Source organism: Rhizobacter sp. P2_D12, assembly GCF_056404395.1.
Genome location: NZ_JBFUEB010000025.1, coordinates 19404 through 40318 on the forward strand (window position 1 = coordinate 19404; position 20915 = coordinate 40318).

The 20915-nt window shown below is 69.8% G+C and carries 20 protein-coding genes; 9 read left to right on the top strand and 11 right to left on the bottom strand.

Annotated elements, in window-relative coordinates; translation table 11 throughout:
* Positions 1-70: 70 nt before the first annotated feature.
* Positions 71-1297 (bottom strand): CaiB/BaiF CoA transferase family protein, encoded by a 1227-nt coding sequence (locus tag AC1DYN_RS10980; protein WP_477959271.1) that lies wholly within the window; start codon positions 1295-1297, stop codon positions 71-73.
* A gap of 52 nt (positions 1298-1349) precedes the next feature.
* Here AC1DYN_RS10980 and AC1DYN_RS10985 point away from each other — a divergent pair, with 52 nt between their 5' ends.
* A complete protein-coding gene (locus tag AC1DYN_RS10985; protein ID WP_477959273.1) occupies positions 1350-1925 on the top strand; it encodes an SRPBCC family protein in 576 nt (191 codons plus the stop codon).
* A gap of 82 nt (positions 1926-2007) precedes the next feature.
* Here the strand turns inward: AC1DYN_RS10985 and AC1DYN_RS10990 are convergent, their stop codons facing one another.
* Together AC1DYN_RS10990 and AC1DYN_RS10995 are read right to left on the bottom strand one after the other, a co-directional pair.
* Complete coding sequence (locus tag AC1DYN_RS10990; protein ID WP_477959275.1) at positions 2008-5238, bottom strand: glycoside hydrolase family 3 N-terminal domain-containing protein; 3231 nt, start codon at positions 5236-5238, stop codon at positions 2008-2010.
* A gap of 313 nt (positions 5239-5551) precedes the next feature.
* Entirely contained in the window at positions 5552-6394 is an 843-nt protein-coding gene (locus AC1DYN_RS10995) for a 23S rRNA (adenine(2030)-N(6))-methyltransferase RlmJ (RefSeq protein WP_477959277.1), read from the bottom strand.
* A 164-nt stretch (positions 6395-6558) separates the two neighbouring features.
* Here AC1DYN_RS10995 and AC1DYN_RS11000 point away from each other — a divergent pair, with 164 nt between their 5' ends.
* Both AC1DYN_RS11000 and AC1DYN_RS11005 read left to right on the top strand, forming a co-directional pair.
* Positions 6559-7566 carry a zinc-binding alcohol dehydrogenase family protein gene (locus tag AC1DYN_RS11000; protein WP_477959279.1) on the top strand — a complete coding sequence of 336 codons (1008 nt, stop codon included), beginning with the start codon at positions 6559-6561 and terminating at the stop codon, positions 7564-7566.
* Between the two features lie 25 nt (positions 7567-7591).
* Positions 7592-8647, top strand: coding sequence for an AbrB family transcriptional regulator (locus AC1DYN_RS11005; RefSeq protein ID WP_477959281.1), 1056 nt, complete (start codon positions 7592-7594; stop codon positions 8645-8647).
* Here AC1DYN_RS11005 and AC1DYN_RS11010 read toward each other — a convergent pair whose 3' ends face one another.
* Both AC1DYN_RS11010 and AC1DYN_RS11015 read right to left on the bottom strand, forming a co-directional pair.
* A complete protein-coding gene (locus AC1DYN_RS11010) occupies positions 8648-9223 on the bottom strand; it encodes an MOSC domain-containing protein (protein ID WP_477959283.1) in 576 nt (191 codons plus the stop codon).
* Positions 9220-10023, bottom strand: coding sequence for a substrate-binding domain-containing protein (locus AC1DYN_RS11015; RefSeq protein WP_477959285.1), 804 nt, complete (start codon positions 10021-10023; stop codon positions 9220-9222). The genes AC1DYN_RS11010 and AC1DYN_RS11015 overlap by 4 nt, the downstream gene beginning before the upstream one ends.
* A 290-nt stretch (positions 10024-10313) precedes the next feature.
* On the opposite strand from AC1DYN_RS11015, the gene AC1DYN_RS11020 reads away from it, so the two are divergent.
* Positions 10314-12179 (top strand): phosphoenolpyruvate carboxykinase (GTP), encoded by a 1866-nt coding sequence (locus AC1DYN_RS11020; protein ID WP_477959287.1) that lies wholly within the window; start codon positions 10314-10316, stop codon positions 12177-12179.
* On the opposite strand, the gene AC1DYN_RS11025 is transcribed toward AC1DYN_RS11020, so the two are convergent.
* From AC1DYN_RS11025 to AC1DYN_RS11045, 5 genes are all read right to left on the bottom strand, one after another.
* Positions 12103-12600 (bottom strand): hypothetical protein, encoded by a 498-nt coding sequence (locus AC1DYN_RS11025; protein ID WP_477959289.1) that lies wholly within the window; start codon positions 12598-12600, stop codon positions 12103-12105. The genes AC1DYN_RS11020 and AC1DYN_RS11025 overlap by 77 nt on opposite strands.
* Positions 12584-13159, bottom strand: coding sequence for a nucleotidyltransferase domain-containing protein (locus AC1DYN_RS11030; protein ID WP_477959291.1), 576 nt, complete (start codon positions 13157-13159; stop codon positions 12584-12586). The genes AC1DYN_RS11025 and AC1DYN_RS11030 overlap by 17 nt, the downstream gene beginning before the upstream one ends.
* Before the next feature lie 111 nt (positions 13160-13270).
* Positions 13271-13507 (bottom strand): hypothetical protein, encoded by a 237-nt coding sequence (locus AC1DYN_RS11035; RefSeq protein WP_477959293.1) that lies wholly within the window; start codon positions 13505-13507, stop codon positions 13271-13273.
* 43 nt (positions 13508-13550) lie between these two features.
* Positions 13551-13808, bottom strand: coding sequence for a hypothetical protein (locus AC1DYN_RS11040; RefSeq protein ID WP_477959295.1), 258 nt, complete (start codon positions 13806-13808; stop codon positions 13551-13553).
* Between the two features lie 64 nt (positions 13809-13872).
* Positions 13873-14040 (bottom strand): hypothetical protein, encoded by a 168-nt coding sequence (locus AC1DYN_RS11045; protein ID WP_477959297.1) that lies wholly within the window; start codon positions 14038-14040, stop codon positions 13873-13875.
* A gap of 141 nt (positions 14041-14181) precedes the next feature.
* On the opposite strand from AC1DYN_RS11045, the gene AC1DYN_RS11050 reads away from it, so the two are divergent.
* The 5 genes from AC1DYN_RS11050 (at position 14182) to hutI (ending at position 20086) form a co-directional block, all read left to right on the top strand.
* Positions 14182-15117 carry a LysR family transcriptional regulator gene (locus tag AC1DYN_RS11050; protein WP_477959299.1) on the top strand — a complete coding sequence of 312 codons (936 nt, stop codon included), beginning with the start codon at positions 14182-14184 and terminating at the stop codon, positions 15115-15117.
* A gap of 109 nt (positions 15118-15226) precedes the next feature.
* Complete coding sequence (gene hutU / locus AC1DYN_RS11055; RefSeq protein WP_477959363.1) at positions 15227-16942, top strand: urocanate hydratase; 1716 nt, start codon at positions 15227-15229, stop codon at positions 16940-16942.
* Positions 16939-17508, top strand: coding sequence for a HutD/Ves family protein (locus tag AC1DYN_RS11060; protein WP_477959301.1), 570 nt, complete (start codon positions 16939-16941; stop codon positions 17506-17508). Before hutU ends, AC1DYN_RS11060 begins: the two co-directional genes overlap by 4 nt.
* Entirely contained in the window at positions 17505-18878 is a 1374-nt protein-coding gene (locus AC1DYN_RS11065; RefSeq protein ID WP_477959303.1) for a formimidoylglutamate deiminase, read from the top strand. Before AC1DYN_RS11060 ends, AC1DYN_RS11065 begins: the two co-directional genes overlap by 4 nt.
* Complete coding sequence (hutI, locus tag AC1DYN_RS11070) at positions 18875-20086, top strand: imidazolonepropionase (protein WP_477959305.1); 1212 nt, start codon at positions 18875-18877, stop codon at positions 20084-20086. Before AC1DYN_RS11065 ends, hutI begins: the two co-directional genes overlap by 4 nt.
* Here the strand turns inward: hutI and hutG are convergent.
* Positions 20045-20839, bottom strand: coding sequence for an N-formylglutamate deformylase (gene hutG, locus AC1DYN_RS11075; RefSeq protein ID WP_477959307.1), 795 nt, complete (start codon positions 20837-20839; stop codon positions 20045-20047). The two genes, hutI and hutG, sit on opposite strands and share 42 nt — an antisense overlap.
* Between the last annotated feature and the right edge of the window lie 76 nt (positions 20840-20915).

Consider the following 20915-nt stretch of genomic DNA (forward strand, 5'->3'; position numbering starts at 1 on the left):
CCCTGCCTATGTACACCATCAGGGGTCCGGCACCAAGGTGTCAAGTGTTGCAGGTGCGCCGCAACATGCGCTACACGACACCTCTTTCGCGCAGCGCCGCCAGCTGCTCCGGCGTGACGCCGATCTCGCGCAGCACCGCCTCGGTGTCCTCGCCCAGCGCCGGCGCGCGGCGGCGGATCGCGCCCGGCGTCGCGCTGAGCCGCGGCACGATGCCGGGGGTTTCGAGCGACAACCCCTGCGCGCTGATGACGCGCTGCAGCATGCCGCGGTCGCGGTAGTGCGGGTCTTCGGCGATGTCGCGCGCGGTGTAGATGCGCCCGGCCGGGACGTGGGCGGCGTGCAGCGCGTCCAGCACCTCGGCCACGCCGCGCGGCGCAGTCCAGGCACCGATCGCCGCGTCGATCTCGCCCACCCGCGCGACGCGCCCGGCGTTGCCGGCCAGCGCCGGGTCGTTGCCCAGGTCATCGCGGCCGATCGCCGCCATCAATCGCTTGAAGATGCTGTCGCCGTTGCCGGCCACCAGCACCCAGCCATCGTGGCAGGGGTAGGCGTTGCTCGGTGCGATGCCGGGCAGGGCCGAGCCCGCCGGTTCTCGCACGGCGCCGAAGGCGCTGTACTCGGGCAGCAGGCTTTCCATGCAGTTGAAGACGGCTTCGTACAGCGCGACGTCGATCACCTGGCCGCGGCCCTTCGGCGCGTCGGCCGACACGCTGGCATGCCGGTGGTGAAGCGCCATCAGGATGCCGATCACGCCGTGCAGCGAGGCCAGCGTGTCGCCGATGCTGACGCCCACCCGCACCGGCACGCGGCCGGGCTCGGCCGTCAGGTGGCGCAGGCCGCCCATCGCCTCGGCGACGACACCGAAACCGGGGCGGTCCTTGTAGGGCCCGGTCTGGCCGTAGCCGCTGATGCGCAGCATCACGAGGCCGGGGTTGGTGGCCGACAGCGCGTCGTAGCCCAGGCCCCAGCCCTCCATCACGCCGGGCTTGAAGTTTTCGACCAGCACATCGCATTCGGCGGCCAGCCGGCGCACGATGTCGCGCGCCTCGGGCTGCTTCAGGTCGAGCGCGATGCTGCGCTTGTTGCGCGACTGCACCTCCCACCAGACGCTGGTGCCTGCGTGCATCAGCCGCCACTGGCGCAGCGGGTCACCGCCGGCGGGCGGCTCGACCTTGATCACGTCGGCGCCGAAGTCGGCCAGCGTCTTCGCGGCGAACGGGCCGGCGATCAGCTGCCCGAGTTCGAGCACCTTGAGGCCGGCCAGCGGGCCGGCGGCAGCGTCAGCTTGAGCAGTCATGCGCGCGATGGTAGTGTCTGGCGCCCGCCTCCTTCCACCGCCGGAGCACGCCATGCGCCTTGCCGTCCTTGCGACCTCCCTCGCCCTGCTGGCCGCGCCGGCCGCTCCCGCAGCGGCGGCCGAACGCGCCATCGACAAGGAGGTGCTGGTCGCCGCCCCGCTCGCGCAGGTGTGGCAGAGCTGGACCACGAAGGCCGGCATCGAGGGCTTCTTCTCGCCCGAGGCGGAGATCGACGCGCGCGTCGGCGGCGCCTTCCACATCCACATGGATCCGCTGGCCGAGCCCGGCATGAAGGGCGCCGACGACATGCGCTTCATGGCCTTGCAGGCGATAAAGATGATCAGCTTCGACTGGAACGCGCCGCCCTCGCTGCCCGAGGCGCGGCAGCAGCGCACCTTCGTCGTCGTGCGCTTCGCGCCGGTCGACGACAAGAGCACGCGCGTGACGCTGCACCACGTCGGCTGGGGCGACGGCGGCGAATGGGACAAGACCTATGCCTACTTCGACCGCGCCTGGGGCCGGGTGCTCGAGAACCTGCAGAAGCGCTACACGACCGGGCCGATGGACTGGACGACGTGGATGGAGAGCCTGAAGAAGGCGCATGCGGCGCCGGCCGCCAAGCCATAAAAAAGGGGCGCGGCTCGCGCCACGCCCCTGAAGGGTCACGCGCTGACCGCCTGGTCCGCGCGACCGCCGCAATCGACCCTGGCTACAGGGTCTTCACGATCCGCAGGTTGCGGATCTGGAAGTGGATGGTTCCCTTCTGGTCGTCCCAGGCCGGCAGCATCTCCAGCGGGGACGTGATCTTGGCCGGGTCGAAGCCGTTGGCCGTGTAGTCCGGCGAGCTGAACGGGATCTTCACCGTCTGCCAGGTGTTGAGCGCCGGGTGGCCGACCTTGTCCTTCAGGTCGCCGGTGCGGCAGGTGTCGCTCTTGCGGTCGCACACCATCTTGGTCCAGAAGTCCTGCGTGCTCTGGCCGTAGTCCAGCACGCGGATCTCGAACTGCACGCCACCGGTGGCCGCGATAGCCGATGCGTCGATCAGCGTGTTGTCGGGCGTGGACATGAAGATGCCGCCGTTGCCGGCCCCGTCGGTCACGCCGTTGAACACCACGTCGATCAGCTTGTCGGCACCGTCGACGACGTCGTTCGTCAGCGTGACGCTGCCGGTGCCGTACGACCAAGCGCCCGGTGCGGCCAGCGCGGCCGCATCGCTGATGCCGTTGACGTACAGATCCTTGTCGCCGCTGACCGCGATCACGTTGACGGCCGGGCCGCCGGCACACGGCACGTTGCCGGTGCGCTTCGGATCCCAGCGGATGTTGGCCACCGAGAGTTCGAACGTGCCCGCCGTGTACAGCAGGAAGGGCGTGTTCACCGCGGTGAAGTCGGTGCCCTGGTCGGCGAAGCACTGCAGCGGGATCGCCAGTTCCGTCCAGGTGTTGGCCGGCAGCGTGCCGAAGGTGTTGGTCGCGTCGATCTCGCCGATGCACGGGTAGCCGCAGTCCACGCGCATCTTGATCGCCGCCGTCGGCGCGACGCTGACGCGCGCATCGAACACCAGCGAACCCTGCGAGTTGAGGTACGACTGCAGGTCCTGCTTGTCGTTCTCGTTGGTGCTCTGCATGTAGAGCTGGCCGGCCGCGCCGTTCCAGTGCGCCTTCATCGCGGCCCACTGCTTGCCGTCCTTGTCGTCGACCGGCACCGCGGTGATCTCGGCCTGCGGCGTGGAGGTGCTCGTCGCGGTCGACAGGCCCACCAGCACGCTCCAGCTCGACGGCGCGCCGATGCGCATCGAGAAGCCGCCCTGGTTGGCGCCGTCGAACACCGACAGCGTCTGGTCGGTGGTGCCGCCACCGCCGGCCGGCACGCCGCAGCCTTGCGCGACCGTGCTCTCGTCGAGCTGGCCCTGGTCGGCGCCGGGCGCCGCGTAGCTCAGCCCGTAGCCGAAGGCGTACAGCGGGTCGTAGGCCGCGTCGCCCTTGTTCAGCGAGGTCTGGCAGGCCGACTTGGGCCACGAGTACGACAGCTTGCCGCTGAAATCGGCGTTGACGCTGCCGTCGGCCTTCTTGAACAGCACGTCGACGATGCCGTCACCCTCGGTGCCCGGCAGCCAGGCCGCGACGAAGGCGTCCGAGCGGTTGATCTCGCGGCTGGCGTACAGCGGCCGGCCCGAGTAGAGCACCGTGATGATCTTCTTGACGCCCTTGTCCTTCAGCGCCTGGATCAGCGCGACGTCTTCCGGGTGCCACCTGGCATGCTCCAGCGTCTTGTTCTTGCCGATGTCGCCGACGCCTTCGGCATACGGCGTCTCGCCGACCACGACGATGGCCGCGTCGTAGTCCGCGCTGCCGAGCGTGCCGGTGGTGCTGGTGTCGATCACCGCGTTCGGCGCGACCTTCCGGATCGCCTGCCACAGCGTGGTGCCGCCGCCGAAATCGGCATTGACGTTGTCGGTGCCCTGCCAGGTCAGCGACCAGCCGCCGGTCTGGTTGGACAGGCTGTCGGCGCTCTTGCCGGCCACCAGCACCTTGGCGTCGCGGGCCAGCGGCAAGGTGGCGCCGTTGTTCTTCAGCAGCACCAGCGACTTGCGCACCGCCTCTTGCGCGACGGCGCGGTTCTCGGCCGTGCCGACCTCGGTGCTGGCATTGCGCGCCGACGGCTTGGGCTTGTCGAACAGGCCGGCGCGGATCTTCACGCGCAGGATGCGGCGCACCGCGTCGTCGATGCGCGCCTGCGGGATCTCGCCGTTCTGCACGCTGGCCATCGTGTTGGTGATGAAGGCCTTCCAGTCGTCGAGGTAGGGCACCATCACCATGTCGATGCCCGCATTGATGGCCTGCGGGCAATTCGAGTTGGTGCAGGCGATCGCCGAGTCGCTGTTGGTGGTGTTGACCTGGCCGAGGCCGTTCCAGTCGGACACGACGAAGCCGTCGAAGCCCATCCTGGTCTTGAGCACGTCGGTCAGCAGGTACTTGTGGCCGTGCATCTTGTTGGCACGCGCGGTGTCGCCCTGGGCCGCGTCCTTCCAGCTGCTGAACGAGGCCATCACCGACTGCGCACCCGCCTGCAGCGCGGTGTAGTAGCCGCGGCCGTGGATATTGATCAGGTCGGCTTCGGTGACGGCGGTGACGCCCTGGTCCTTGCCGTCGGTGGTGCCGCCGTCGCCCAGGAAATGCTTGGCGGTCGCGACCACTTTTTCATTCGCCTTCGCGTCCTTCGCGAGCGTGCCCTGCAGGCCCTTGATGACCTCGCCGCCGTACGACTGCACGACCAGCGGGTCTTCCGAGTAGCCCTCGTAGGTGCGGCCCCAGCGGTCGTCGCGCACCACGGCCAGCGTCGGGCCGAAGGCCCAGTCGATGCCGGTGTGTGCCACCTCGCGCGCGGTGACCTCGCCGATGCGGCGCAGCAGCTCGGGGTCGCGCGTCGCGCCCAGGCCGATGTTGTGCGGGAACAGCGTCGCGCCCTTCACGTTGTTGTGGCCGTGCACCGCGTCCGTGCCCCAGATCAGCGGGATCGGGTTGGCGTTCGCCGGGTCGACCGACGCCGCCCACAGCGAATCGGCCAGCGCCAGCCAGTCGGCCACCGCCGCGCCCTTGTTCTGGCCGGGGAACGAGCCGCCGCCGTTCAGCACCGAACCGAGGTGGTAGGTCTTGATGTCGTCCGGCGTCACGCCCTGGATCTCGACCTGCGTCATCTGGCCGACTTTCTCGGCCAGGCTCATCTTCGCGAGCAGGGCCTCGACCTTGGCCTCGACGGCGCTGTCGGTCTTGATCGCGCTCTTGATCGCCGGCCAGTCCGCAAGCGGGGTGGTCGGGATGTCGGTACTCACGGGTGGGGGGGCCGGGCTGTCATCGGAATCGCCGCCGCCGCAGGCGCCCAGCGTCAGCGCCACGGCCCAGGCGAGCCCGTGCAGGGCCGCTCGCGAAGAACGAATCATGTCTTGTCTCCTCTTGTTGGTCTGTCGAACGCATCGGCACAGCGAGCGAACGCGGCGCGAGCATAGCCATCGCTGAAAGCGCTTGCAAGAAGACGTTTACCAATCGTTAAGGCGATGACAAGCCCAGGCCGACGGTTTGGAGACTGTGAAAAAACGCACACGACATGCCACGACACGAGCCGGCATGCGCCCTGGCGGGCATTGCGGCGGTGCAGCTACGGCGCTGCAGCAAAAAGCTGTCTGACAGGGAATCTACCGAGCGATTCCTGAAACCCGGATGAAACCGCTTGCAACCTGTCTTACGCGGGCGGCCTCACGCGGCCTTCTGTTCGAGCAGGTAGTTCGCGTCGTCGTACTGTCCCAGCACGTCGACCAGGTAGGGCAGCAGCGCGAGCAGTTCGTCGTGCAGCGTGTACGGCGGGTTCAGGATGAACATGCCGCTGCCGGCCAGGCCGAAGCCCTGCGCATCGGGCACCTGCACCGTCAGGCGCACGTGCAGCCAGCCCTTGGGCGCCAGGCCCTCGAGCCGGCGCGGCAGCTGCGCCGCCTCGAGCTTCTGCACCTGCGGGTACCAGACCATGTAGACGCCGTCGACGAAGCGCAGCAGCGCCTCGCGCAGCGACGCGATCACGCGGCCGTAGTCGCCGTGGCCTTCGTAGCTCGGATCCATCAGCACCGCGGCGCGGCGGCTGGACGGCGGCACCTGGCCCTTCAGGCCGTCGAAGCCGTCGGCGTTGTAGATCTCGACGTTCTTCGTCTCGCCGAGGAAGGACTGCAGGATGCGGTGGTCGGTGTTGTGCAGCTCGAACAGGCGCAGCTGGTCCTGCGCGCGCAGCAGCATCTGCGCGAAGGCCGGCGAGCCGGGGTACTGGCGCAGCTTGCCGTCGGGGTTGAACTGGCGCACCGCGGCCACGTAGTCGGCCACCGGGCCCGGCAGGTCGTCGCGCCCCCACAGGCGCGCGATGCCCTGCTCGAACTCGCCCTTCTTGGTCGCGTACTGGCCCTCCAGCGAGTAGCCGCCGGCGCCGGCATGCGTGTCGACCAGCCGGTACGGCTTGTCCTTCTGGTTCATGTAGCGCAGCACCATGCCGAGCACGGTGTGCTTGAGCACGTCGGCATGGTTGCCGGCATGGAAGGCGTGGCGGTAGGCGAGCATGGGCGGCTTTCTTCGGAATCGGGAACCAGCCGCGTATTGTCGTTGCCGGGGCGGGCTGCGCCATCTTTCAAATTCGGTTTGAAGCTGAAAGTGGCAAACCGCGGATTATCAATCCCGGCACCGGCCTCTACAGTGCCTCCATCCCCCTCTCCCTGGAACCCGCCATGAAAGCCGTCGCCTACCGCCGCCCCTTGCCCATCACCGATGCCGAGTCGCTGCTCGACGTCACCCTGCCCGAGCCGAAAGCCGCCGGCCGCGACCTGCTGGTGCGCGTGCAGGCGGTGTCGGTCAACCCGGTCGACGTGAAGATCCGCGCCGGCAGTGCGCCGGCGGACGGCCAGCCGAAGGTGATCGGCTGGGACGCCGTCGGCCGCGTCGAGGCGGTCGGGCCGCAGGTCACGCTGTTCAAGCCCGGCGATCAGGTCTGGTACGCCGGCGACATCACGCGCCCGGGCAGCAATGCCGAGCTGCAGCTGGTCGACGAGCGCATCGTCGGCCATGCGCCGAAGAGCCTGCCTGCCGCCCAGGCCGCCGCGCTGCCGCTGACCGCGATCACCGCATGGGAGCTGCTGTTCGACCGCCTGGTCGTCACGCCGCAGACCGAAGGCGCGCTGCTGATCATCGGCGCGGCCGGCGGCGTCGGCTCGATCCTGACCCAGCTCGCGCGCCAGCTGACGAAGCTCACGGTGATCGGCACCGCGTCGCGTCCGGAAACCCAGGCCTGGCTGCGCGAGCTCGGCGCGCACCACGTGATCGACCACCACCAGCCGCTGCTGCCGCAGCTGCAGGCGGCCGGCGTGCCGCAGGTCACCGCGGTCGCCGGGCTGACGCACACGCCCAGCTACTACACGCAGATCGTGGAGGCGCTCGCGCCGCAGGGCAAGCTGGCACTGATCGACGACTTCAAGGAGCCGCTGGACGTGATGGCGCTCAAGCGCAAGAGCCTGTCGCTGCACTGGGAGCTGATGTTCACGCGCTCGATGATGCAGACCGCCGACATGCACAAGCAGCACGAGCTGCTCGACGAGGTGGCGGCGCTGATCGACGCCGGCCGGCTGCGCAGCACGCTGGGCGAGCATTTCGGCACCATCAACGCGGCCAACCTGAAGCGCGCCCATGCCTTCATCGAGAGCGGCAAGGCGCGCGGCAAGGTGGTGCTCGAGGGCTTTTGACACGACCTCGGGCTAGCATCCCGGGGTGCATTCCCTTCTCGCGCCCCGACCCGTCCGCCTTCTCCTCACTCTCGTCGCCGGGGCCGCCGCAGCCGGGCTGTGCCTGCTGCTGCACACGCCGCTGCCGTGGATGATCGGCCCGCTGGTCGCCACCGCGATCGGCTGCATGGCCGGCCTGCCGATGGCGGCGGCGACGCCGCTGCGCAACGCCGGCCAGTGGGCCATCGGCACGGTGCTCGGCCTGTACTTCACGCCGCAGGTGGTCGGCATCGTCGCGAGCCACTGGGCGGTGATCCTCGCCGGCATCGCATGGGCCCTGCTGCTGGGCGCGCTGTTCGGCGTCTTCCTGAAGCGCGCCAACGCCGGCACGCTGGCGCTCGACCGGCCGACGCTGTTCTTCGCCAGCGCGATCGGCGGCGCCTCCGAGATGGCGGTGCTGGCCGAGCGCTACGGCGGCCGCATGGACCTGGTCGCAAGCGCCCATTCGCTGCGCATCCTGCTGGTCGTGCTGACGATCCCGTTCGGCTTCCAGTTTGCCGGCCTGCACGGGCTGGACCCGACGCTGCCGGGCCCGCAGACGGTCGAATGGCAGGGGCTGCTGCAGCTGATCGCGCTGACGATCGCGGGTGGCGCCTTCCTGCGCTGGCGCGGCGTCTCGAACCCGTGGGTGCTGGGGCCGCTGTTCGTCGCGTTCGGCCTCACGGCCACCGGCGTCGAGCTGTCGGCGGTGCCGAAGTGGATGACCAACCTCGGCCAGCTGTTCATCGGCGTCGCGCTCGGCACGCGCTTCACGCCGGCCTTCCTGCACACGGCGCCGCGCTGGCTGCTGAGCGTCGGCGCCGGCACGCTGGCGATGATCGTGCTGTCGGCGGGCTTCGCGCTCGGGGTCGCGCAGCTCAGCGGCCTGCATCCGGCGACGGTGATGCTCGGCACCTCGCCGGGCGGCATCGCCGAGATGTGCCTGACCGCGCGCACGCTCGAACTCGGCGTGCCGGTCGTCACGGCCTTCCACGTGACGCGCATGGCCGCGGTGGTGCTGCTGGCCTCGCCGATGTTCCGCTGGTCGGCGCAGGCCGCCTGATCAGCCGCGCTTCATGCGCGCCCGGAACAACTCGGGGATGCCGACCTCGCGCGGTCCGGGCACCAGCTCGAAGGACTCGCCCGCCTGCAGCGTGCCGGGCGAGCGCACGGCAAGGTAGAAGCCGCACCAGGCGCTGGACGCCATCATCTTCGCCGCCTGGTTGAAACCCATCGCGTGGTTGAACTTGAAGCAAGGGAAACGCGGTTCGCTGACGGCGAGCTCGCAGTCGGCGAAGCGCAGCACGTCGCCGATCCAGACCTGGTTTTCCAGCAGGCCGGCGAGCGTCAGGTTCTCGCCGATCGCGCCGGGCGGCAGCGGCTGGTTCCAGTCGGCCACCTGGGCCTGCGCGCGCACCGTCTGCCAGAACGCATAGTGCTCGCTGGGGTAGGCGTAGACGGCCTTCGACAGGCCGCCGTGCACGCTGGGATCGGCCTGCTCGTCGCCGTCCAGCCCCATCGGCAGCACCGCGACCCGGCCCTCCGCCGGCTGCTTGCCGATCGCGGTGAGCACCGCGCGGCCGTCGATCGAGACCTCGGTCGCGCGGGCGCGGTTGACGCTGAGCAGGCGGGCGCTCATCCGGCGCGCCAGCCACGCACGCTGCCGGCGACGCGGCGGCCCTGCGGCCCCGAGACCCACTGCGTGAACAGCTTGGCGGCCGGGTGGTTGACGCGGAACGAGCGCATCACGTGGACCTCGGTCGCAAGCAAGGGGTCGCCTTCGACGACGATCGCGAGCGGCTTGGCCGGGTGGGCCAGCCAGGCGCCGCGCTCGACCAGCGCATAGGCGTTCTGCGCGGCGGCCTGCGCGACGATCGGTGACTTGGCATCCGCCGTGGCGTACCAGGGCGCCGCCGGCGCGATCTTCGCGGCGCGCCACAGCGGCAGTTCGGCCAGCGTCGCGCCACTGCCATTGCCCGACGTCAGGAAACGCGCCTGCGCGTTCGCGATCGCCATCAGCGCCGCGGCGATGTCCTTGGTGCCGAGCACGCCGGCCGGGTCCTTCGCCTTCTTGCCCTTGCCTTCGACCGGGCCGACCAGCACGAAGTCGCCGAGCGCGATGCGGTGGCGGTCATGGGCGAGACCCTGCTTCTCGAGCTGGGCCTCCAGCTCCGGCGCATTGGTCATCGCCATGTCGATCTCGCCGCGCTCCAGCGCCTGGATCAACCCGGCGCTCTGGCCGCCGGACACCTGGACGGCGACGCCGGTGTCGCGCCCGAAGCCCTTCTGGAAGGCCTGGCCGAGCCCGGATTCGAGCAGCGACTGCTCCACGCCCATCAGCAGCGGGTCGGCCAGCGACTTGCGCTGGGCCGCCTGGGCGGCGCGGGAGAAGGGGAGGCCGCCGGCGGCCGCGAGGGAGAGGAGGAGGCGTCGTCGCATCATCCGACGATCTTAAGCGGGCCCGAATTCGGCCCCGCCGGCCTGCAACAGAACCGCCGAAAAAGTCACAACTGCTTTGCATGCCGGCATTCGGAATTTGCATGGCCCCCCGGGCTGCGGTGGTTACCGCGCGATTACAGTGGCGCGACAATGCCTTGCCCGGTGCAAGGCACATCGATTGCCCATCGGCGATGAAACCGGCTGTTCCTCGATCACGGTCGCGGCGGCATGGGGCGAGCCCGGAGGTTCGCCCGATTCCGCCTTCCTTGACTTTGATGATTGGAGCCACCATGAACCGACCCGTGATGGAGGGTTTGCGCCTGAACGCGCCCGCTTACGTCAAACATGCGCGCCTGATGGCGTGGGTGGCCGAGATGGCCGCGCTCACCGAGGCCCGCGACGTGCACTGGTGCGACGGCAGCACCGCCGAATACGACAGGCTGTGCGCCCAGCTGGTGGCGGCCGGCACCTTCAAGAAGCTGAACCCCGAGCTGCGCCCCAACAGCTACCTGGCCTGCAGCAGCCCGAGCGACGTCGCCCGCGTCGAGGACCGCACCTTCATCTGCAGCGCGAAGAAGGAAGACGCCGGCCCGACCAACAACTGGATGGATCCGGCCGAGATGCGCGCGCTGCTGCAGACGGGTGACCAGGCCCTGTTCCGCGGCGCGATGAAGGGCCGCACGATGTACGTCGTGCCGTTCAGCATGGGCCCGCTGGGCTCGCCGATCGCGCACATCGGCGTCGAGCTGTCCGACAGCCCGTACGTCGCGGTCAACATGAAGATCATGACACGCATGGGCCGCGCGGTGCTCGACGTGCTGGGCAGCGACGGCGACTTCGTGCCGTGCATGCACACCGTCGGCGCGCCGCTGGAGCCGGGCCAGAAGGATGTCGCGTGGCCGTGCAACACCACCAAGTACATCGTCCACTACCCCGAGACGCGCGAGATCTGGAGCTACGGCTCGGGCTATGGCGGCAACGCGCTGCTGGGCAAGAAGTGCTTCGCGCTGCGCATCGCCAGCACGATGGGCCGCGACGAGGGCTGGCTGGCCGAGCACATGCTGATCCTCGGCGTCGAGAGCCCCGAAGGCAGGAAGCACCACGTGGCCGCCGCCTTCCCGAGCGCCTGCGGCAAGACCAACTTCGCGATGCTGATCCCGCCGGCCGGCCTGCCGGGCTGGAAGGTCACGACCATCGGCGACGACATCGCGTGGATCAAGCCGGCGGCCGATGGCCGCCTGCATGCGATCAACCCGGAGGCGGGCTACTTCGGCGTCGCGCCGGGCACCAACGAGAAGACCAACGCCAACTGCATGGCCAGCCTGAAGCGCGACGTGATCTTCACGAACGTCGCGCTCACCGATGACGGCGACGTCTGGTGGGAAGGCATGACCGACGTGCCGCCGGCGCAGCTGACCGACTGGCAGGGCAAGCGCTGGACACCGCAGATCGCCAAGGAAACCGGCGCGAAGGCGGCACACCCGAATGCGCGCTTCACCGTGCCGGCCACCAACAACCCGGCGCTCGACCCGGAGTGGGACAACCCGGCCGGCGTCGCGATCGACGCGATCATCGTCGGCGGGCGCCGCTCGACCACGGTGCCGCTGGTCACCGAAGCGCGCAACTGGACCGAGGGCGTCTACATGGCCGCGACGATGGGCAGCGAGACCACCGCCGCCGCCGCCGGCCAGCAGGGCGTGGTGCGGCGCGATCCGTTCGCGATGCTGCCCTTCATCGGATACAACATGAGCGACTACTTCCAGCACTGGCTGTCGCTGGGTGCGAAGCTGCAGGCGAAGGGGGCGACGCTGCCGAAGATCTACTGCGTCAACTGGTTCCGCAAGGGCGACGACGGCAAGTTCGTCTGGCCCGGCTACGGCGAGAACATGCGCGTGCTGAAGTGGATGCTGGAGCGTGTCGAAGGCACGGGCCGGGGCCGCGAGAACGTGTTCGGCGTGACGCCGGCCTACCAGGACCTGAACTGGAACGGGCTGGACTTCAACGCCGCGCAGTACGAGCAGGTGACGGGTGTGGATGACGCGTCATGGAAGGCCGAACTGGCGCTGCACGACGAGCTGTTCAGGCAGCTGGCGTACCACCTGCCGGCGGAACTGGCGGCGACCAAGGCGCGGATCGAGGCGCGGCTGGGCGCGTGAGCGCCACTGCCGCCGGAATGTACTTGTCGAGAATGCCCAGCAGGGCATCCGCTTCCGCCTGGGAGACGGGTGGGAACGGAGACTGGTACGAGGTGGCATTGCGCCTCGCATGCGCCCGGGTGACCAGGGCGAACTCGGCGGAGCCCAGCTTCAGGTCCGTGCTGACACGCTGAATCGCGAGATTGCGACCGGCATCCTTGGTGCGAACCTGGTAATGCTCCAGCACGGCCTGCACCAGTTGGAAGTAGCCCTCGTAGGCCAGGGTAAAGGTCTGCAGCGGCAAGCGCTCGCCGAGCGAGCGGGCCGACGCCAGGTAGTCCTGTGCATTGCGCAGGTACTGCGCGATGGCCCCTTCGGTCGGGACCACGGCCTCGAGCGCCTTGGCCTTGATGAGGTTCTCGTATTCAGCCGGCCGGGTCATGGGGGAGGATCGGGATCCGTGGTCCGTGAGCGATTTGCGCCAGGACGCTGTCACTGCCCGTGAGCTGCGACCACTCGCTTGGCGCGTACAGGTTCAAATGGACCGGGCGGCCAAGTCGCTGCTCCAGTTCCAGCAGCGCTTGTGTCAGCTCCAGCAACGGCGCCGTGCCAACGACGACCAGATCGATGTCGCTTTGATGCGAGTCGGTGCCTGACACCACCGAGCCGAAGACGAAGGCCTCCGCGATCTGCTGCTCGAATGGCACCAGCGCTTCGCGCAGCGGTTCGGCCAGCCCGAACGATTTCTGCGCGATGCTCCGCAACTCCGGATACAGGAAATAGGCGGTATTGGCCCTGATGGATCGCTGACGCCCCCGCCGCGGCTCCTCGACCAGCACACCGACTTCGACCAGGCGGTCGATCTGCTGCTGGGTGCTGCCCTTGCCCGTGCCGGCTTTCGCGAGCAACTCGTTGAGCGTGAAGCTGCGCGCCGGGTTGGCGTATACAGCGCCCAGGACACGCTGCAAACCTGGCGTCAGGAGGAAATCGATGGCACCCACTCAATATCCATTAAATAGGGACATAATCCCATATTATATGGATTAATGATTTCCGAGCATGCAATGACAAAGGCCCGCTGACGCGGGCCTTGTCGTTTGAGCGCCGGCCGCTCAGGCTTCGGCGTCGGCGCGGTCGGCGGCCGCGCGCAGGTCGGCGGCGTAGCTGGGCTGGCCGTCGCTGTAGCTGTCGGCCAGCGAGCGCAGGCGGCTCGCGGCTTCGGCCGGGCTTTCGACGGCCGGGCTCAGCAGGTTGGCCAGGGCGGCCGTGGCGAACGCATAGGCGCCCGAGAGGCGCTGCACGAAAGCCGTCGAGGCTTGCGAGTCAGCGTAGAAGTTCGAAGTGTTCATGATGGTCTCGAAGTGGGCCGCCGCCCGTGGCAGCGGCACCGGGTCAGTTGCCGTACAGCTCTTCGTGCCGGTCGGCGGCAGCGAACAGGTCCGCTGCGAAGCCGGGGTCGGTCTTCAGATACTGGCGAGCCATCGCTCGCACATCGGCGGCCTCACGGGCGGCTTGGTTTTCTTCGGCAGCGACGCGCTCGGCGGGCTTCAGCGCGTTCAGCAGCGCCGCGAAGGCGGCGGCGAACGGCGCGGCAAGGCGCGGGGCGGTGCGTTGCTGGGGGACTTGCAGGTCCATCGTGGTCGTGGTCATCGTGTTTCTTTCAGTTCGTTCAATCGCTGGTGGCGAATTCGGGGGGAGGCCGTGGTCGGCGGTGTCAGTGCTGGCTGGCGGAAGCTGAGCTGCGCAGCTGGGCTGCGAACTCGGGTTGCGACGCTTCGTAGCGGCTGGCCAGCGCCAGCAGTTCGGGACGGGCGCGGGTCTGTGCAACGGCTTCCAGCGAGGCCCAGACGCGTTGGCCCAGCAGGCTGATCAAGGTGCTCATGGAAATTCCTTTCAAGACTCGCGAAATCGTTTTCGACCTCGCATGCCGCTATCCTAGGGTTTACCCCAGGGTTCCGCCACTGAAAGCTGTGAATCAGTGATATACACAGCAGTGATATCTCGGTGTCCAGGAGTACGAAGCATGAATTTCCGCACACTTGACTTGAACCTGCTGCGTGTGTTTGACGCCGTGATGGCAGAAGGCAACCTGACGCGCGCGGCCGAACGGCTGGCGCTGACACAACCGGCGGTCAGCAACGCACTCAAGCGCCTGAAAGACTCCGTTGGAGAGGAACTGCTCACTCGCACATCGTTCGGGGTGAAGCCGACGCCGCGTGCGGAGCAGCTGTGGCCGGAAGTCCAGGCGGCGCTGGCGGCGCTGCGCCAGGCCTTCGCGCCGGGCGAATACGACCCGCAGAAAGATGTGGCGAACTTCCGACTCGCGATGGCGGACGCGACCGCGGCCATGCTGATGCCATCCCTGGTGCAGCAGATCGAGCAGATGCGAGCGCTTGCTAACTTGCGTGTGATCCCGCTGACGACCCGCGACCCCCGCCCGTTGCTGGAGCGCGGCGAAGTCGACTTCGCGGTCGGCTACTTTCCGGACGCGGTCGCCAACCTCGTGGCCCAGGGCAGTGCGAGCCCGATCCACCATGAGCGGCTCTACGACAGCCAGTACGTCTGCGTGATGCGGCGCGGCAACCCGCTGGCCGACGGGGAACTGACGCTGGACCGCTTCTGCGACGCCCACCACCTGCTGGTCAGCTTCTCGGGGCGCCCGCACGGGCTGGTCGACCAGGCGCTGACCCAGCTGCACCGCACGCGCCGCATCGTGCTCACCGTCAACCAGTTCTTCACCGCCGGGCGGGTGGTCGCGAGCAGCGACCTGCTGACCGTGCTGCCCCGCACCTTCATCGCCGCCACCGGCTACCAGGACCACCTGGTGCAGCGGCCGATCCCGCTGCCGCTGGCCGGCATCCACGTCGAGGCGCTGTGGCACATGCGGCACGACCGGGCCAGCGCCCACCAGTGGCTGCGCGCCCGGCTGGTCGAAGCCGCCGGGACGGCCGGCGGCTGACGCGGCATGGGCTTGACGTGCCCGGCAAGTTCCAGCATCCTGCGCGAAGTGGTCTAGACCACTTCAGTCGAACTCGCGCCAGGATCCCCCGATGAATTCCACCACCGACATGAAGACCGTCGCGCATGCCGCGGCACAGGCCGCCCGCTCGGCCCCGGGCCGCGTCGTGCGCGCGCCGCGCGGCAGCACGCTCAGCTGCAAGTCCTGGCTCGCGGAGGCGGCGTTCCGGATGATCCAGAACAACCTCGACCCCGAGGTCGCCGAGCGGCCCGAGGAGCTGGTGGTCTACGGCGGCATCGGCCGCGCCGCGCGCGATTGGGCCTGCTTCGACCAGATCCTCGCGTCGCTGCGCGAACTGGAAGACGACGAATCCCTGCTGATCCAGTCCGGCAAGCCGGTCGGCGTGTTCAAGACGCATCCGGACGCGCCGCGCGTGCTGCTGGCCAACTCGAACCTGGTGCCCAAGTGGGCCACCTGGGAGCACTTCAACGAGCTCGACCGCCAGGGCTTGTTCATGTACGGGCAGATGACCGCCGGCTCGTGGATCTACATCGGCACGCAGGGCATCGTGCAGGGCACCTACGAGACCTTCGCCGAAGCCGCCCGCCAGCATTTCGGCGGCAGCCTGGCCGGGCGCTGGGTGCTGACCGCGGGCCTCGGCGGCATGGGCGGCGCGCAGCCGCTGGCCGCCACGTTCGCCGGCGGCGTCTCGCTGAACATCGAATGCCAGCAGAGCAGCATCGACTTCCGGCTGCGCACGCGCTACCTCGACAAGCAGGCCAGGGACCTCGACGACGCGCTGGCGCTGATCCAGTGGCACACCGCCAAGCGCGAGGCGGTGTCGATCGGCCTGCTCGGCAATGCCGCCGAGTTGCTGCCCGAGCTGGTGCGACGCGCGAAGGCCGGCGGCATCCGCCCCGACATCGTCACCGACCAGACCTCGGCCCACGACCTGATCAACGGTTACCTGCCGGCCGGCTGGACGGTCGCGCAATGGCGCGATGCGCAGCGCGACCCGCACCAGCACGAACGCCTGAAGCAGGCGGCCGCGAAGTCCTGCGCGGTGCACGTGCAGGCGATGCTCGATTTCCACGCGATGGGCGTGCCCACCGTCGACTACGGCAACAACATCCGCCAGGTCGCGTTTGACCAGGGCGTGAAGAACGCCTTCGATTTCCCCGGCTTCGTGCCGGCCTACATCCGCCCGCTGTTCTGCGAAGGCAAGGGGCCGTTCCGCTGGGTCGCGCTGTCGGGCGACCCCGAAGACATCCGCAAGACCGACGCGAAGATCAAGCAGCTGTTCCCGCACAACGCGCACGTGCACCGCTGGCTCGACATGGCCGGCGAACGCATCGCGTTCCAGGGGCTGCCGGCACGCATCTGCTGGCTCGGGCTGGGTGAGCGCCACCTGGCCGGCCTGGCCTTCAACGAGATGGTGCGCAGCGGCGAGCTGAAGGCGCCGATCGTGATCGGCCGCGACCACCTGGACACCGGTTCGGTCGCGAGCCCGAACCGGGAGACCGAAGGCATGAAGGACGGCACCGACGCGGTGTCCGACTGGCCGCTGCTGAACGCGCTGCTCAACGCCTCGGGTGGCGCCACCTGGGTCTCGCTGCACCACGGCGGCGGGGTCGGCATGGGCTACTCGCAGCACGCCGGCATGGTGATCGTCGCCGACGGCACCGACGCGGCGGCGAAGCGCCTGGCCCGCGTGCTGGTCAACGACGCCGGCTCGGGCGTGATGCGCCATGCCGATGCCGGCTACGAGCTGGCGGTGCAGACGGCGCACGCGCAGCACCTGAAGCTGCCGATGATCGCCCCGTGACGCGCGAGCTGCTGGACCTGCAGGCGACCCCCGCCGTGCCGTGGCGCAACGGCGCCGGCGTGACGCGCGAACTGGCCGTGCAGCCGCCGGGCGCGGCGCTCGATTTCGACTGGCGCGCGAGCGTGGCCGAGATCGGCCACGACGCGCCGTTCTCCGCCTTCCCCGGCATCGACCGCTGCATCGTGCTGCTGCGCGGTGCAGGCATGCGCTTGTCGTCGGCGGATGGGCGAATCGACGAACGCCTGGCGTACGCACACCAGCCGTTCCACTTCCCGGGCGACGAGGCCTTGCGTGCCGAGCTGCTGGCCGGCCCGTGCCGCGACTTCAACGTGATGACGCGGCGCGGTCGCTGCCGTGCCGAGGTCACCCCCCTGCACCACGACACGCAGACGCAGCCCGCGCAGGCTGGCCTGCTGTTCGCGAGCCTGGGCCACTGGGTCGACGGCGCGCGGCGGCTCGGCCCGCTGCAGGCCTGGCTGTGGCGCGACGGCCTGCCCGTGCTGCAATTGCGCACCGAAGGCGACGCCGCCTGCGCATTGCTGGTTCGCATCGAGGCCACGCCATGACCGCCGGCTCGCTGTTCGCCAGCCACGCGCTGCTGCCGCAAGGCTGGGCCGACGACGTGCTGCTGCAGTGGGACGCCACCGGCACGCTGACCTGCGTCGAGGCCGGCATGAACGCCGGCGCGGCGGTCGAGCGCGCGCCCGGCGCGCTGCTGCCCGGCCTGCCCAACCTGCATTCGCATGCCTTCCAGCGCGCCTTCGCCGGCCTCACCGAGCACCGCAGCGCCGAGCAGGACAGCTTCTGGAGCTGGCGCACGCTGATGTACCGCTTCGCGCAGGCGCTGACGCCGGATGCGTTGCAGGCCATCGCGACGCAGCTGTACATCGAGATGCTGCAGGCCGGCTACACGGCGGTGTGCGAGTTCCACTACGTGCACCACCAGCCCGACGGCCGCGTGCATGCGGATGCGGCCGAGATGTCGCTGCGCCTCGTCGCGGCCGCGCGCACGGCCGGCATCGGCCTGACGATGCTGCCGGTGCTGTACCAGGCGAGCGGCTTCGGCGGCCAGCCGCCGCTGGCCGGGCAGCGCCGCTTCCTGAACAGCGTCGACGGGTTGCTGGGCCTGGTCAGCCGGCTGCGCCACGAGGGCGTGCGCGTCGGCGCGGCGCCGCATTCGCTGCGTGCCGTGGCGCCCGAGGCCTTGCGCGACCTGCTCGGCGGGCTGCACGGCGCCGACCCCGGCGCCCCGGTGCACATCCACGTCGCCGAACAGCAGCGCGAGGTCGACGACTGCCTGGCCTGGAGCGGCCAGCGGCCGGTGCAATGGCTGCTCGACCATGCCGGCGTCGATGCGCGCTGGTGCCTGGTGCATGCGACCCACCTCGATGCGTCGGAGCGGCGCGGCCTCGCCCGCAGCGGGGCGGTGGCCGGCCTGTGCCCGAGCACCGAGGCCAACCTGGGCGATGGTGTCTTTGATGCCGAGGCCCACGTCGCCGACGGCGGCAGCTGGGGCATCGGTTCCGACAGCCATGCGAGCGTCGATGCTGCCGAAGAGCTGCGCCTGCTCGAATACAGCCAGCGCCTGACGAAGCAGCGCCGCAACGTGTTGGCCACGCCGGCGCAGCCTCAGGTGGCCGATGCGATGTGGCTGGCCGCGGTGGCCGGCGGTGCGCGGGCGAGCGGACGCGCGGTCGGCGGCCTGCGCATTGGCCAGCAGGCGGACTTCGTCCACCTCGCGCCCGGCGAGCTGCAGGCGGGCCTGTCCGCATCGCAGCGCCTGGCCAGCCACGTCTTCGCGAACCATGGCGAGCGCGCCGTCACCGACGCGTGGGTGGGCGGCCGGCGCCGCGTCGAGCACGGCCGCCACGTGGCCGGCGAGGGCGCGGCACGGGCCTTCGCCGCGGCGCGCGCGCAACTGCTGGGGGCCTCATGACCGACCTGTTGATCCGCAACGTGCGCATCGTCGACGGGCTCGACGAGACCTGCACACCCTCGGCCCTCGGCTACGTGGCGATCGCGCAAGGCCACGTCGCACGCTGCGGCCCGATGTCCGCCCTGCCGGCCGGGCTGAACCCGCGCGGCGAACTGGATGGCCAGGGCGCGTTGCTCACTGCCGGCCTGATCGATTGCCACACCCACCTGGTGTACGCCGGCGACCGGGCACGGGAGTTCGAGCTGCGACTGCAGGGCGCCACCTACGAGGAGATCGCGCGTGCCGGCGGCGGCATCCGCTCGACGGTGCGCAAGACGCGCGATGCCACGCCCGACGCGCTGTTCGACGCTTCGGCGCGCCGCCTGCGCGCGCTGATGCGCCATGGCGTCACGACGGTCGAGATCAAGTCCGGCTACGGCCTGTCGCTCGACGCGGAGCGCAAATGCCTGCAGGTCGCGCGCCGGCTCGGCGAGGCGTTTCCGATCAACGTGCGCACCACGCTGCTGGCCGCGCATGCGCTGCCGCCGGAGTTCGAAGGCCGGCCCGACGCCTACATCGACGAGATCGCCCTGCACCTGCTGCCGCAGATCGCGCAGGACGGCCTGGCCGACGCCGTCGACGCCTTCTGCGAGACCATCGGCTTCACGCCGGCCCAGGTGCGGCGCGTGTTCGACGCCGCGCGGCGGCACCGCCTGCCGGTCAAGCTGCATGCCGAGCAGCTGTCCAACCAGCAGGGTGCAGCGCTCGCCGCCGAGTTCGGTGCGCTGTCGGCCGACCACCTGGAGCACGTCGACGAGGCCGGCGTCGCCGCGATGGCGCGCGCCGGCATGGTGGCGGTGATGCTGCCCGGCGCGTACTACTTCCTGCGCGACACCGTCGCGCCGCCGATCGCGCTGTTCCGCCGGCACCGCGTGCCGATGGCCGTCGCGACCGACTGCAACCCGGGCACCAGTCCCGGCACGCACCTGCCGCTGATGATGAACATGGCCTGCACGCTGTTCCGCATGACGCCGGCCGAGGCGCTGCTGGGCGTCACGCGCCATGCGGCGCAGGCGCTGGGCGTCGCGGCGACGCACGGCAGCGTCGAAGCGGGCAAGGTGGCCGACCTGTGCCTGTGGGACCTCGACCACCCCGCCGCGCTGAGCTACGCGATCGGCGCGAGCCCGCTACGCACTCGCCTGCAGCGCGGCCTCGAGCATCCGCTGTAGCAGCGGCCGCACGCGCGCCGCCAGGTCGGGCCGGAAACCGAACGGCGCCGGCTCGTCCATGTAGGTGCCGTGGCACATCTCCATCTGCAGCGCGTGCACGTTGCGCGCCGGCTCGCCGTAGTGGCGCGTGATATAGCCGCCCTTGAAGCGGCCGTTGCTGACCTGCGTGTAGTCGTGCTGGCCGCGCAGCACCGCCTCGACCGCCACTTGCACCAGCGGCGCGCAGGCGCGGCCCTGGTCGGTGCCGAGGTTCAGGTCGGGCAGCTTGCCCTCGAAGAAGCGCGGCAGGACGCTGGCGATCGAGTGCGCGTCCCACAGCACCGCGACGCCGTGCAGGTCGCGCAGCCGTTCGAGCTCGCCGCGCAGCGCGACGTGGTACGGGCGCCAGAAGCGCTCGCGCCGCGCGTCGACCTCGGCCTCATCGGGCTCCTGGCCGGCGCGGTACAGGGGCTGCTTGCGAAAGGTGTCGCGCGGCACCAGGCCGGTCGTGTCCTGGCCCGGGTAGAGGTTGCTGTCCTCCGGCGGCCGGTTCAGGTCGATCACGTAGCGCGAGTACGCCGGCACCAGCGTGCTCGCGCCCATGCGCACGGCGAAGTCGTACAGCAGCGGCAGGTGCCAGTCGGTGTCGGCCCGCAGCAGCGCCTCGGGCGTCATGCGGGCCTCGATGTCCGAGGGGATGTCGGTGCCCGCGTGCGGGAACGACAGCAGCAGCGGGACGCTGCCCCGCGTCAGTGCGAACGTGCTTGGATCCATGCGTGAAAACACCAGCGGTGAGCGCGCCGAAGTGGCCTAGACAAGCAAAGGCCCGAGTGTAGACTGCCCGGCACAG